The organism is Stenotrophomonas sp. 21LCFQ19 (genome assembly GCF_056861425.1).
Genome location: NZ_JBSPUF010000009.1, coordinates 24,273 through 37,465, shown reverse-complemented (window position 1 = coordinate 37,465; position 13,193 = coordinate 24,273). Strand labels below are relative to the sequence as shown.

General features: G+C 64.5%; 15 protein-coding genes. 12 read left to right on the top strand and 3 right to left on the bottom strand.

Annotation, left to right across the window (positions count from 1 at the left end; genetic code table 11):
• Positions 1-88 precede the first annotated feature (88 nt).
• A complete protein-coding gene (locus AC13FW_RS11425; RefSeq protein ID WP_282271832.1) occupies positions 89-1,015 on the bottom strand; it encodes a phosphoribosylaminoimidazolesuccinocarboxamide synthase in 927 nt (308 codons plus the stop codon).
• Positions 1,016-1,180: 165 nt separating this feature from the next.
• Between AC13FW_RS11425 and AC13FW_RS11420 the strand changes: the two genes are divergently transcribed.
• The 12 genes from AC13FW_RS11420 to AC13FW_RS11365 all read left to right on the top strand — a co-directional run bounded on the left by AC13FW_RS11420 (position 1,181) and on the right by AC13FW_RS11365 (position 10,885).
• On the top strand, positions 1,181-1,510 hold the full coding sequence (locus tag AC13FW_RS11420; RefSeq protein ID WP_062170167.1) for a J domain-containing protein: 330 nt from the start codon (positions 1,181-1,183) through the stop codon (positions 1,508-1,510).
• A gap of 11 nt (positions 1,511-1,521) precedes the next feature.
• Positions 1,522-2,196 carry a ribulose-phosphate 3-epimerase gene (gene rpe / locus AC13FW_RS11415; RefSeq protein ID WP_312370835.1) on the top strand — a complete coding sequence of 225 codons (675 nt, stop codon included), beginning with the start codon at positions 1,522-1,524 and terminating at the stop codon, positions 2,194-2,196.
• A gap of 3 nt (positions 2,197-2,199) precedes the next feature.
• Positions 2,200-2,691, top strand: a complete 492-nt coding sequence (locus tag AC13FW_RS11410) for a GNAT family N-acetyltransferase (protein WP_482989122.1) — start codon at positions 2,200-2,202, stop codon at positions 2,689-2,691.
• Positions 2,692-3,061: 370 nt separating this feature from the next.
• On the top strand, positions 3,062-3,994 hold the full coding sequence (gene yegS, locus AC13FW_RS11405) for a lipid kinase YegS (RefSeq protein ID WP_482989121.1): 933 nt from the start codon (positions 3,062-3,064) through the stop codon (positions 3,992-3,994).
• 185 nt (positions 3,995-4,179) lie between these two features.
• Positions 4,180-5,670, top strand: a complete 1,491-nt coding sequence (trpE, locus tag AC13FW_RS11400) for an anthranilate synthase component I (RefSeq protein WP_313643453.1) — start codon at positions 4,180-4,182, stop codon at positions 5,668-5,670.
• A gap of 65 nt (positions 5,671-5,735) precedes the next feature.
• Entirely contained in the window at positions 5,736-6,530 is a 795-nt protein-coding gene (locus tag AC13FW_RS11395; RefSeq protein WP_482989120.1) for an SIMPL domain-containing protein, read from the top strand.
• Positions 6,531-6,533: 3 nt separating this feature from the next.
• Complete coding sequence (locus AC13FW_RS11390) at positions 6,534-7,118, top strand: anthranilate synthase component II (RefSeq protein WP_293705836.1); 585 nt, start codon at positions 6,534-6,536, stop codon at positions 7,116-7,118.
• The gene (locus AC13FW_RS11385; protein ID WP_482989119.1) at positions 7,112-7,762 is read left to right on the top strand and encodes a LysE family translocator; all 651 of its coding nucleotides are present in this window, start codon (positions 7,112-7,114) and stop codon (positions 7,760-7,762) included. The genes AC13FW_RS11390 and AC13FW_RS11385 overlap by 7 nt, the downstream gene beginning before the upstream one ends.
• Positions 7,759-8,271 (top strand): DUF1543 domain-containing protein, encoded by a 513-nt coding sequence (locus tag AC13FW_RS11380; RefSeq protein WP_482989118.1) that lies wholly within the window; start codon positions 7,759-7,761, stop codon positions 8,269-8,271. The genes AC13FW_RS11385 and AC13FW_RS11380 overlap by 4 nt, the downstream gene beginning before the upstream one ends.
• A 13-nt stretch (positions 8,272-8,284) precedes the next feature.
• A complete protein-coding gene (gene trpD, locus AC13FW_RS11375; RefSeq protein ID WP_482987352.1) occupies positions 8,285-9,322 on the top strand; it encodes an anthranilate phosphoribosyltransferase in 1,038 nt (345 codons plus the stop codon).
• 52 nt (positions 9,323-9,374) lie between these two features.
• A complete protein-coding gene (gene trpC / locus AC13FW_RS11370) occupies positions 9,375-10,169 on the top strand; it encodes an indole-3-glycerol phosphate synthase TrpC (RefSeq protein WP_303748652.1) in 795 nt (264 codons plus the stop codon).
• Complete coding sequence (locus tag AC13FW_RS11365) at positions 10,166-10,885, top strand: haloacid dehalogenase-like hydrolase (RefSeq protein ID WP_482989117.1); 720 nt, start codon at positions 10,166-10,168, stop codon at positions 10,883-10,885. The genes trpC and AC13FW_RS11365 overlap by 4 nt, the downstream gene beginning before the upstream one ends.
• Positions 10,886-11,107: 222 nt before the next feature.
• Here AC13FW_RS11365 and AC13FW_RS11360 read toward each other — a convergent pair whose 3' ends face one another.
• Together AC13FW_RS11360 and crp are read right to left on the bottom strand one after the other, a co-directional pair.
• Positions 11,108-11,869 carry a sulfite exporter TauE/SafE family protein gene (locus tag AC13FW_RS11360; protein WP_482989116.1) on the bottom strand — a complete coding sequence of 254 codons (762 nt, stop codon included), beginning with the start codon at positions 11,867-11,869 and terminating at the stop codon, positions 11,108-11,110.
• Positions 11,870-12,391: 522 nt separating this feature from the next.
• Positions 12,392-13,081 (bottom strand): cAMP-activated global transcriptional regulator CRP, encoded by a 690-nt coding sequence (gene crp / locus AC13FW_RS11355; RefSeq protein ID WP_282271632.1) that lies wholly within the window; start codon positions 13,079-13,081, stop codon positions 12,392-12,394.
• Positions 13,082-13,193 lie beyond the last annotated feature (112 nt).

The window sequence follows — 13,193 nt, the reverse complement described above, 5'->3', positions numbered from 1 at the left end:
TCCCTCCCGGGTTGACTGGCAGAGCATAGCGCGGCTTCCCTACGGATGCGCACGGTGAGCGTGCGCATCCGTGACGGGCACAGCAGGATCAGTCGACGCTGATGCCGGCCAGCTTGTCCAGTGCTTCGGCGTACTTGGCGCGGGTACGCTCGATCACCTCGGCCGGCAGGGCAGGGCCCGGCGCGGTCTTGCCCCAATCCAGCGTTTCCAGGTAGTCGCGCACGAACTGCTTGTCGTAGCTGGGCGGGCTGATGCCCACCTGGTACTCGTCGGCCGGCCAGTAACGGGAGGAATCCGGGGTCAGCATCTCGTCCATGATGTACAGACGACCATCGGCATCGGTACCGAACTCGAACTTGGTATCGGCCAGCAGGATGCCACGCTCGGCCGCGTATTCGGCGGCGAACTGGTAGATGCGCAGGGTTGCATCGCGCACCTTCTCGGCCATGTCGGCGCCAACGGCCTTGACCATCGCGTCGAAGTCGATGTTCTCGTCGTGGTCGCCTACCGCCGCCTTGGTGGACGGGGTGAAGATGGCTTCCGGCAGCTTCTCGGCCTGCTGCAGGCCGTCGGGCAGGGCGATGCCGCTGATCTTGCCGGTGCGCTGGTAGTCCTTCCAGCCGCTGCCGATCACGTAGCCGCGGGCAATGGCTTCCACCGGTACCGGCTTGAGCTTCTTGGTCACCACCGCACGCTTGGCGTACAGCGCCGGGTCCACGCCCTCAGGCAGCACGCTGGCCACGTCGATGCCGGTCAGGTGGTTGGGCATCAGGTGCGCGGTCTTGGCAAACCAGAAGTTGGACACCTGGCAGAGCATCTCGCCCTTGCCGGGGATCGGGTCGGGCAGCACCACATCGAACGCCGACAGGCGATCGGTGGCGACCATCAACAGGTACTCGCCCGGAGGGGTTCCGGCCGGCAGACGTTCGCGCGGGATATCAAACACATCACGCACCTTGCCGCGATGGCGCAAGGGCAGGCCGGGAAGATCGGATTGCAACAGCGTGGTCGGCACGGGCACTCCTGGGACTTGGCAATGAATGCCGCCGGCTTGGAGGACCCGGGTCTGGAGGACCCGCAGGGCCCGCGGCTGGTCGGCGGGCGGCCTAGTGTACGGCCGGATCGGGCCGCTGTGGCATAAAATGCACGTCTTGATTGTCCACAGGCCATTCACCCACCCATGCGCTGGTACGGAAAACTGTTCGGCTTCATCGCCGGGGCCCTGCTTTTCAGGCCCAACCCCTTGTTTGGCGGGATAATCGGCCTGTTGCTGGGGCACGCCTTCGACAGCGACTGGTTCAAGCTGGGCAAGGACCTGCCGTACCGTGAACTGGGGGTCACCCGCGAGGCCACCGACGCCGAGATCGACCTGGCCTACCGCCGCCTGATGTCCCAGTACCACCCCGACAAAGTGGCCGGCGCCGCCCCCGAGCTGCGCGCCCAGGCCGAGAAGAAGGCCCGGCAGATCAACGCCGCCTACGACCGCATCAAAACCCTGCGCAAGCGCTGAAAGGCTCCGTCATGTCCAATTGCATCATCGCCCCGTCCATTCTCTCGGCCAATTTCGCCAAGCTCGGCGAGGAGGTCGACAACGTGTTGGCCGCTGGCGCCGATTGGGTCCATTTCGACGTGATGGACAACCACTACGTGCCCAACCTGACCATCGGCCCGATGGTCTGCCAGGCGCTGCGCAAGCACGGTGTCACCGCGCCGATCGACGTGCACCTGATGGTTGAGCCGGTCGACCGCATCGTGCCGGACTTTGCCGAGGCTGGCGCCAGCATCATCAGCTTCCACCCGGAAGCCAGCCGCCACGTCCACCGCACCATCCAGCTGATCAAGTCGCACGGCTGCAAGGCCGGCCTGGTGCTGAACCCGGCAACGCCGGTCGAAGTGCTGGACTGGGTGCTGGAAGACCTGGACCTGGTGCTGCTGATGTCGGTCAATCCGGGCTTCGGTGGCCAGGCCTTCATCCCGTCGACCCTGGACAAGCTGCGCGCGGTGCGGGCGATGATCGACAAGCTCGGCAAGCCGGTGCTGCTGGAAGTGGACGGCGGCGTAAAGGCCGACAACATCGGTGAGATCGCTGCTGCCGGTGCCGACGCCTTCGTTGCCGGTTCGGCCATTTTCAATGCGCCCGACTACGCCGAGATGATCAGCAAAATGCGCGGCAATGTTGCTGCGGCGCGAGGCTGAGTGATGCGCGCGGCTGAAGTGCAGATCCGTCCGGCCATCGCTGATGACGCAGGCCTGATCCTGCACTTCATCCGCGAGTTGGCCATCTACGAGAAAGCCGAATCCTCGGTGCAGACCGACGAGGCTGGCATTCGTGCCAGCCTGTTTGCTGCTGATGCGAAGGCGCAGGCGTTGATCTGCGAACGCGACGGCAAGGCGATTGGTTATGCCGTGTTTTTCTACAACTACTCGACCTGGCTGGGCCGCAACGGCATCTACCTGGAAGACCTGTACGTCAGCCCGGAAGCGCGTGGCAGCGGTGCCGGCAAGGCCTTGCTGCAGCACATTGCCAGGCTGGCGGTGGAGCAGGGCTGCGGTCGTTTCGAATGGTCGGTGCTGGACTGGAACACGCCGGCCATCGACTTCTACAAGGCCGCCGGCGCAGTAGCGCAGGACGAATGGACGGTGTATCGACTACAAGGCGACGCACTGCAGAAATTCGCCAAAGGCGGCTGATCTGTAGTGCCGAGCCATGCTCGGCAGAGGCTTTCCCGACAATGCCAAGGTAGTGCCGAGCCATGCTCGGCAGAGGCTTTCCCAGCAATGCCAATGTAGTGCCGAGCCATGCTCGGCAGAGGCTTCACCTGTGATCTTTGGAATTCCCCGGTAATGCCCCAGCCGAGCATGGCTCGGCTCTACAGCCGAAGCGCAAAAAAAAGCCGCAACGTTGCCGTTGCGGCCGGGGAATCATCGGAGGCTGATCCTGCCTCCATCCATCGTCCTTGCTATGGCCTTTCATTCTCCGGATGCGCTGTGACACCACGGTGACATTCACCCGGGCGCAGCAATCCACTTGCTAGGCTGCGCGCCTTCAACGGAGAACCCCATGCACCACCCTGCACCCTGTTACCTGATCCTCAATGGCAAGTCCGCTGGCGACGATGCCGTGCGTGCAGCGGTAACCCAGCTGCGCGGGCAGGGGCAGGACCTCAAGGTGCGGGTGACCTGGGAAGCCGGCGACGCCGAGCGCTATGTGCGCGAAGCCATCGCCGCACAGGCACGGCTGCTGATTGCCGGTGGCGGCGATGGCACCCTGAGCGAAGTTGCCGAGGCGATGGCGCACACTGGTCAGGATGCATCGCGATTGCCGGCATTGGCCTTGCTGCCATTGGGCACCGCCAACGACTTCGCCACCGCTGCGGGCGTTCCGCTCGAACCATTGCCGGCATTGCAGCTGCCCGCACATACGCGGGCGCGCGCCATCGATCTGCTGCGCGTGGAAGGCGATGGCAAGGTCCATTGGTGCGCCAACCTGGCCAGCGGTGGTTTTGGCACCGAAGTGACGGTGGAAACCCATGAAGGCCTGAAGAAAATGCTCGGTGGCCTGGCCTACGTGATCACCGGGATCGGCAAGCTGGGCCGGATCGAGCCGATCCAGGCGCGCATCCACGGCAAGGATTTCGAGTGGCAGGGTGGTTTCATCGCACTTGGCGTTGGCAATGGGCGCCAGGCCGGTGGCGGCCAGCAGCTATGCCCCGATGCCCTGCTCGATGACGGCTTGTTGGACCTGACCATCATTCCGGAGCTGTCCGGTGAGCTGATGACCACCCTCGGCACCTTGTTCAGCGAAGGCAAGCATGCGGCGCTGGAGCAGGTGGCTGAGCGCGCACGGCTGCGCGAGCTGTGGATCGAGGCCGAGCAACCGCTGACCCTGAACCTGGACGGTGAACCGCTGCAGGCCCGGCGCTTCCATATCCAGTGCGTGGCCGGGCGGGTACACATGCATCTACCGGCCGCAACAGCCCTGCTGGGCAGCTGAATCGTTGCCACTGCAAGCATCTGATCATGTTGCAGATGCACACCGGGCGCCGTTCTTGCGGTAGAGTTGCGCGGTGCCCATTCTGACGACCAAGCGTTCCCTTTCTTCCGCTCGCCGCTGGTGGCGATGGTGGCCCGTTGCCGTCGTCCGTACCGCCACCGTCGATTCCCGGAAGGAAAGCCGTCTTGATCACGCAAGAGCAGTTCCAGCAGCTGGCCGCTGAAGGCCACAGCGCACACCCGCATAATTTCGTACCCGTCGTCCGCGAAGTGCTGTCCGACCTGGACACGCCGCTCTCGGTTTACCTGAAGCTCGCCGACGGCCCGTATACCTATCTGTTTGAATCCGTCGAAGGTGGTGAGCGTTTCGGGCGCTATTCCATCATCGGCATGCCCGCGCGCCGCATTTACAGCTTCCGTGGCCATACCTTGGAAGTCAGTGAACTGGGCGAAGTGGTCGAACGTCGCGAAGTAGCCGATCCCTTGGCCGAGGTCGAAGTGCTGCGCAAGCAGTACTCGGTGCCGCAGCTGGACGGCTTGCCGGGCTTCACCGGCGGCCTGGTCGGCTGGTTCGGCTTCGAGTGCATCCAGTACATCGAGCCGCACCTGGGCGCGGGCGAAAAGCCTGATGAACTCGGTACGCCCGACATCCTGCTGATGCTGTCCGAAGAGCTGGCGGTGTTCGACAACCTCAAGGGCCGCCTGTACCTGATCGTGCATGCCGACCCGGCGCAGCCGCAGGCCTGGGCGCGCGCGAACCGTCGCCTTGATGAGCTGGCACACCGCCTGCGTCAGGGTGGCGCCGGTTACCCGCAGTCGCAGGTGTCCGATGCCATCGACGAGCAGGATTTCCAGTCCTCGTTCACCCGCGAGGAATACCACGCGGTGGTGCGCAAGGCGCAGGAATACGTGCGTGCCGGCGATATCTTCCAGGTGGTGCCGAGCCAGCGCCTGCGCGTGCCGTTCCGTGCGCGGCCGATCGACGTGTACCGCGCGCTGCGTGCGTTGAACCCGTCGCCGTACATGTATTTCATCGATGTGGGCGGCACCCAGGTGGTCGGTTCCTCGCCGGAAATCCTGGCGCGCCTGCGCGATGGCATCGTCACCGTGCGTCCTATCGCCGGCACCCGTCCGCGCGGTGCCACACCTGAGCTGGACAAGGCACTGGAAGTCGAGCTGTTGGCCGATCCCAAGGAGCGTGCCGAGCACGTGATGCTGATCGACCTTGGCCGCAACGATGTCGGCCGCGTCGCTGAACCGGGCACGGTCAAGGTGGGCGAGCAGTTCGTGATCGAGCGTTACAGCCACGTCATGCATATCGTCAGCGAAGTCACCGGCACCTTGAAGGCTGGCCTGAGCTATAGCGATGTGATGCGCGCGACCTTCCCGGCCGGCACCGTCAGCGGTGCGCCGAAGATCCGTGCGCTGGAGATCATTCGCGAACTGGAGCCGGTCAAACGCAATGTCTACTCCGGCGCGGTCGGCTACATCGGCTGGAACGGCGATGCCGATACCGCCATCGCCATCCGCACTGCGGTGATCCAGGACGGTTACCTCTACGTGCAGGCCGGCGGCGGCGTGGTCTATGACTCCGATCCGGATGCCGAATGGCAGGAAACCATGAACAAGGGCCGCGCGCTGTTCCGTGCGGTGGCGCAGGCGGCGAAGGGGCTGTAAGCCGTGTCGCGCACGCTGCTTTCATCGAAAGCGACTGTTTCTCTCACCATGACAAGGAGTGCCGCATGAAATTGCCCCGCATGTTGCTGTGGTCATCGTTGCTGGTTGCCGCCGTTCCGCAGGCGTGGGCGCAGGCCAACTCCATTCCGTCGCAACCGCATCTGTTGGTGAAGGGCGATGCCAGCCGCAAGGTGATGCCGGACCGCTTCGTGGTGAAGATCGCGTTGGAGTCGGTGGATATGCAGACCGACATCGCCCGGCGCAAGGTCCAGGCAAATGCGGAGCGGACCATGGCGTTATTCGCCAAGCACGGCGCCATTGCCGAGGCGGTGCGCATGGACAACCTGAGCATCGAGCCATCCACGCGTTACAAGGACGATGAAGAAGTGTTTGTGGGCACCGCCGTCAGCCGTGATCTGGAAGGTTCCTTCGAAAAGCCAGAGCAGTTGCAGGCGTTTCTTGGTGAGTTGAATGCCAGCAGCGAAGTACAGGTGAGCACCGCAAAGCCCATGTATTCGGGTGAAGCGCGGCTGCGGGCTGAACTCAAGGCCGAAGCGGCTGCGCAGACGCGCGCGTCGGCAAAGGGGCTCGCTGATGCCTATGGGGCGAAGATCATCGGCCTCTATACGATCTCCGATGTCGCCCCCAGTTTTGCTTACGGTGTGCAGGCCGGTAGCTGGCCGAATGTAAACAGAGCGGACACCTTCCATAGGGAAAGCGATTCGCTGGACCGGGTGCAGGTCAGCGGTAGTCGCAATGTGGGCTATGCCGCGCCATCGCCTGGCGAGCAGCTGATTGCCAGGCCAATCACCTACACCGAAAACGTCTACGCCATATTCCTGATTAGCGATGGAAACTGAACCATGCTGTTGATGATCGACAACTACGACAGCTTCACCTTCAACCTCGTGCAATACCTGCAGATGCTGGGTGCCGAAGTGAAGGTGGTGCGCAATGACGCGATGAGCGTCGCCGAGATCGCCGCGCTCAAGCCTTCGCACATCGTGGTATCGCCGGGCCCGAAAACGCCGAACGAGGCCGGTGTGTCGCTGGAGGTGATCCGCCAGCTCGGCCCGAGCATTCCACTGTTCGGTGTGTGCCTGGGCCATCAGGCCATCGGCCAGATCTATGGCGGTGACGTGATCCGTGCCAGCAACATCATGCATGGCAAGGTCTCGCCGATCCGCCATGAAGGCAAGGGCGTGTTCGCCGGTCTGCCGGACCGTTACGAGGCCACCCGCTACCACTCGCTGGTGGTGGACAAGAACACGCTGCCGGCGGCGCTGGAAATCACCGCCTGGACCGAGAATCCGGACGGCTCGATGGAAGAGATCATGGGTCTGCGCCACCGCGAATATCCGGTTGAAGGCGTGCAGTTCCATCCCGAATCCATCCTCACCCAGCACGGCCACGCGCTGATGAAGAACTTCCTGGATCGCACATGTTGATCGAACCGAGCCAGTTGCTCCTGTTCATGCTCGCGGGCTGGTTGTTGAACCTCACGCCGGGCCCGGATGTGCTGTACATCATCAGCCGCTCGCTGCGCGGTGGTCGTCGCGCCGGTTTCGCTGCGATCGCTGGCATCAGTGCCGGTTGTCTGGTGCATGTCGTGCTGGCGTCGCTGGGCCTGGGCGTGCTGCTGGCGACCTCGGCAACGCTGTTCACCGTGATCAAGTGGATCGGCGCGGCCTATCTGCTGTGGGTGGGTGTGCGCCTGCTGCGCAACACGGGTGAGTCGACCTTGCAGGCCGATATCGCCGCCAGCAGTGGCAGTGCTGGCTCGTGGTGGCAGGTGTTCGCCGGTGGCTTCCTGACCAATGTGCTGAACCCGAAGGTGGTGCTGTTCTTCCTGGCCTTCCTGCCGCAGTTCATCGCCCCGTCGGTGCAGAACAAGCCTTTGGCGTTCGCGCTGCTGGGCCTGGTCTTCATGGTCAACGCGCTGCCGATCAACGCGGCTTACGTGTTGGCGGCCGATCGTGTGCGCAGCAGCCGTTGGGCCGCGCGCGGCATGCAGTGGCTGGACAAGCTGGCCGGCGTACTGTTCATCGGCTTCGGCCTGCGGCTGGCGCTTACCGCGAGGCCGACGCCGTGAGCCTGGAAGATTTCCGTCTGTTCGTGGTGATGCTCGGCGGTCGCCATGCGCGCGCCAATACCGAGGTGCATGACGTGGTGTTCGCGGTTGGCCCCGGCATCGAGCAGACCTACCCGCAACTGCGCCAGCAATGGTTCGGCGAAGCCGCGGGCCTGCATCTGGATTCGTGGATGACGGTGGATGGCGTCGACGACTGGCAGGTACGCATCTGCGATGACGCGCCTGCGGCCGATGCGCCGACCCTGTTCTTCGTCAACCTCGGCGGCTACGTCGAAGGCGAGTTCGGCGAGGACCACCGCTACCTGCTGGTGGTCGCTGCCGATGCAGTCGAGGCCAAGCGCAAGGCGCTGGCGCAGGCCGAAGCGCAGTGGATCAAACCGCACCGCGATGCGCTGCTGGAAGTGGACAGCTGCCTGCCGGTCGGGCCGATCGGTGGCCTGCACGTGCAGCTGCGCCGAGGCGCACACACCGGCATCCACAGCCAAAGCGACTACATCGTTATTTCCTGATTCTGGAGTTGTCATGACCATCACCGCGCAGGAAGCCCTGCAACGCACCATCGAACACCGCGAGATCTTCTTCGACGAGATGGTCGACCTGATGCGGCAGATCATGCGTGGCGAGATCTCGCCGACCATGACCGCCGCCATCCTCACCGGCTTGCGGGTCAAGAAGGAAACCGTCGGCGAGATCGCCGGTGCCGCCACGGTGATGCGCGAGTTCGCGCGCCCTGTGCAGGTTGCCGACAAGACCCATCTGGTCGACATCGTCGGCACCGGCGGCGATGGCTCGCATACCTTCAACATCTCCACCTGTTCGATGTTCGTGGTGGCCGCTGCCGGTGCCAAGGTCGCCAAACACGGCAACCGCAGCGTGTCCTCCAAGTCCGGCAGCGCCGATGCGGTGGAAGCGCTGGGCGCAGTGATCGAACTGCAGCCCGAGCAGGTGGCACAAGCCATCGAGCAGACCGGCATCGGCTTCATGTTCGCGCCCATGCACCACCCAGCAATGAAGGTGGTCGCGCCGGTCCGCCGCGAGATGGGCGTGCGCACCATCTTCAACATCCTCGGTCCGCTGACCAATCCGGTTGGCGCCACCAATATCCTGATGGGCGTGTTCCACCCCGACCTGGTCGGCATCCAGGCGCGCGTGCTGCGTGAACTCGGTGCCGAGCGCGCATTGGTGGTGTGGGGCCGCGACAATATGGACGAGATCTCGCTGGGTGCCGGCACTCTGGTGGGCGAGCTGCGCGACGGCAAGGTGCGCGAGTACGAGATTCATCCGGAGGACTTCGGCATCGCCATGTCGGCCAGCCGCAACCTCAAGGTCGAGAACCCGGAAGAGTCCATCGCCATGCTGCGCGCCGTGCTGGACAACCAGCCGGGCCCGGCCAACGATATCGTCGCCCTCAACGCCGGTGCCGCACTGTATGTGGCTGGTGTCGCCGACAGCATCGCCGATGGCCTGGCCCGCGCCCGCGCGGTGATCGCCGATGGCAGCGCCCGTGCGCGCATGCAGGAGTACGTCGATGCCAGCCGCGCCTTGGCCGGCAATCCCTGATAATCCCCTAATTAACCGCGTCAGCAGCGCCCGTCTTCCAGGAAGCAGATCCATGAGCGACATCCTCAACACCATCCTCGCCCGCAAAGTGCAGGAGGTGGCCGAGCGCAGCGCCCGCGTGCCGCTGGCCGAGTTGAAGGCGCGCCTGGCCGATGCCTCGCCGGTGCGCGGCTTTGCCAATGCGCTGAACGCGGCGATCGCCAACGGTGACCCGGCGGTGATTGCCGAGGTCAAGAAGGCTAGCCCGTCCAAGGGCGTGATCCGCCCGGACTTCCACCCGGCCGATATCGCGGTGAGCTACGAATTCGGCGGCGCCAGCTGCCTGTCGGTGCTCACCGACGTGGATTTCTTCCAGGGCGCAGACGCCTACCTGCAGCAGGCCCGCGAAGCCTGCACGCTGCCGGTGTTGCGCAAGGATTTCGTCATCGACCCCTACCAGGTGGTCGAGGCGCGCGTGTTGGGTGCCGACTGCATCCTGCTGATCGTGTCGGCGCTGGACGACCGCCAGCTGGCCGAGCTGTCCGACCTGGCGATGCAGTTGGGCATGGACGTGCTGGTCGAAGTGCACGACATCGACGAGCTGGAGCGCGCCATCCAGGTGCCGGTGCCGCTGGTCGGCATCAACAACCGCAACCTGCGCACTTTCGAGGTGTCGCTGGAAAACACGCTGTCGATGAAGGATGCGGTGCCGCGCGACCGCCTGCTGGTCACCGAAAGCGGCATCATGGGTCCGGCTGACGTGGCCCTGATGCGCAGTGCCGGGGTCAATGCCTTCCTGGTCGGCGAGACCTTCATGCGCGTCGAAGAGCCGGGCGAGGGCCTGCGTCAGCTATTCTTCCCGGCATGACTGATCCCTACCCGAACCCGCGTGACGACGCGCAACTGGTCGTCTTCGACTTCGATCACACGCTGTATGACGGCGATTCCGGCAGCCACCTGTTCGCCTGGTTGATCAAGCGCAACCCGTTGCGGCTGCTGGTGGCCATCCTCGCCACGCCGCTGCTGGGACCTCTGGTGGCGATGCTGCCGACCCGCCGCTTCGGCATCTCCGGCTATGTCTGGATCGCCACCTTCGGCCTGCACCAGGCACGTGAGTTCAACAAGGTGATCGACCAGTACGTGCTCAAGCACGAGGACGAGATCCGCCAGCACCTGCTGCCACATGCCCTGCAGGTATTCGCCGCGCACCGTCGTGCCGGCGACCGGGTGATCGTGGCCACCGGCGCACCGCCGGAGCTGGCCCGCGCCATCCTCGCCTTCGTGGCCGAGCAGGGCGTGCCGGTGATCGGCAGCGAAGTCGGCCCGCGCATGGGCGCGATGGGCGCTACCCGCCACTGCCACAACGAAGAAAAGATGCGCATGCTGCGCGAGCGCGGCTACGGCGACATCGCCATTGCCTACTCGGACAGCACCGCCGACCTGCCGCTGCTGAAAGCCGCCAAGGCCCCGGTAGTGGTGAACCCCAAGCATTCGCGGGTGGAGTACTTCGGCAAGGTATTGCCGGCCGGCACCCCGATCCTCAACTGGGGCTGCCCGGGGCGCGGCGGCAAGCCGCTGACCTGACAGACAAGGAAAGACCCGGTTTCCCTTCTCCCGCTTGCGGGAGAAGGTGCCCGGAGGGCGGATGAGGGGCTCTCGATCTGCGCCTTCAATAGCTGGTGCACGCGAAGGCAGGGCCGATGAGGCGGGCTTTTAGGTTCTAAGCAAAGTCAAAAGCTCCCCTCACCCCAACCCCTCTCCCGTAAACGGGAGAGGGGCTATCAGAGCAGCATCGCCTCGCGTGCCTCAAGCCCCGCGCAGCTTCACCACGGCCATGCCAATCTGGAACAGGCTGATCGACAGTACCAGCACGCCAACGGCGATCAGCACCCAGCGCTCCTTGACCCGCTTCACCAGCAGCGCCGCCACCGGCGCGGCCATCATCCCGCCGACCAGCAGGCCGGCGACGATGGACAGGTGCTGCAGGCCCATCGACAGCAGGAAGGTGGCCGAGATCGACAGGGTGACCACGAACTCCGCCGCGTTGACCGAGCCAATCGTGGTGCGCGCCTGGCCGCCACGGGCCAGCAGGGTGGACGTGGCCACCGGTCCCCAGCCGCCACCGCCGGTGGCGTCCAGCAGGCCGGCGAAGAAGCCCAGCACCGGCACCCGCTTCACTTCCTGCGTGGCCATGAACTTGCCGGCAGCGCGGGCCAGGATGAAGATCGCCAATACCAGCAGGTAGAGGTAGATGAAGGGCCGCACGACATCGCCAGGCAGCTGGGTCAGCACGTAGGCGCCGATGGCACCGCCGATGGCGCCGGGTATCGCCAGCCGAAAGAACAGGCGCTTGTCCACATTGCCGGCCACCAGGTGCGAGACCCCGGAGGCGCCGGTGGTGAACACTTCGGCGGTGTGGATGCTGGCGCTGACCGCTGCGGGTGGCAGCCCCATGCTCAACAGCACCGAGGACGAAATCAGCCCGAATGCCATGCCCAGCGCACCGTCCACCAGCTGCGCGCCGAGGCCGATCAGGATGAACCAGTAAAATTCGTTGCCAAATTCCATGCCCCAAGCCTGCGGGCCACAGCAGGGCAGGTCAAGGAAAGCTACATTGGAAAGTAATGGTTTGGGTTGAATCCTGACCAATATCAGCGCCGAACGGCCGCTAATTCGCAGCTATGTCGGCGAAGTGGTAGGTCCCCCCGCAGCATTCGGAATTGTTAGCTGGCGTGGCATTGAGCACTACCTAGTCCGGAGGTTCGCAATGGCGAATGAGATTTTTGGCTCCGACAGAGATCACACTTCAACACCGTAGCCCGGGTAAGCGCAGCGCACCCGGGACGTCGGTAAACATCACTCTGCTGGGGGCGCCTGAGGGCGTGGCCACCAACGCGCGAAAAGCCCCGGGTGCGCGCCGCTTACCCGGGCTACCAGATCGCAGGCAAAGGGTTTTCCCGAGGTCAATCAGATCAGACAGCCCCCTTTAGTAAAGGGGGCGCGCCGACAGGTGCGGGGATTTGGAAGGCGGGGAGCCGGGGCCCATGGTTTGCTCCGCAAACCATGGGGGTGTCGCCCGCGAAGCGGACGTTACCGCGTCCCGTACAGAACCACGGTCTTGCCGCGGGCATGCAGCAGGCCATCGGCCTGCAGCTTCTTCAGCACGCGGCCGGCCATTTCCCGCGAGCAACCCACCAGCCGGGCGATTTCCTGGCGGGAGACGCGCAGCTGGGTGCCCTGCGGGTGGCTCATCGATTCCGGCTCCTTGGACAGGTCGTGCAAGGTGCGGATGATGCGATCGGTCACGTCCAGGAAGGCCAGGCGGCTGGCCTTGCGGCTGGTATGCAGCAGGCGCCGGGAGATCTGCGAGCCAATGGCGTACAGCAGCTTGGGCGCGTCCACCGACAGTGGGCCCAGGAACAGCTGGTGCAGGCGCTCGTAGCTGATCTCGGCCAGCTCGCAGGGGGTGCGGGTGCGCAGGATGACCTCGCGCTTGTCCGACTCGATGAACAGGCCCATTTCCCCGACAAACTCGCCGGCACCGAAGTAGCCCAGCACCAGTTCCCGGTCATCGTCTTCCTCGGCAATGATACTGACCGAGCCGCTGATCACGTAATACATGGTCCCGGCTGGGTCACCCGGGCGGAACACATCGGTCCGCGCCGGGTAGCGGCGGCGGTGGCTGTGGGCCAGAAAGCGGTCGATGGTGGCAATGTCCAGCGCCAGCGGGCTGGAGGCAAGACGCACGTTTGACGCGGTGGTGGCGTTACCTGGGCTCATGATGGCGTTCACAGTTTGGATGAACTTGCTTAATGGGCAAGCTTAACGACGCTGAGCATAAGGGGCAAACGGGCATAACGGTGCAAGTATCACAGCGGGCCACTTTGCCCCA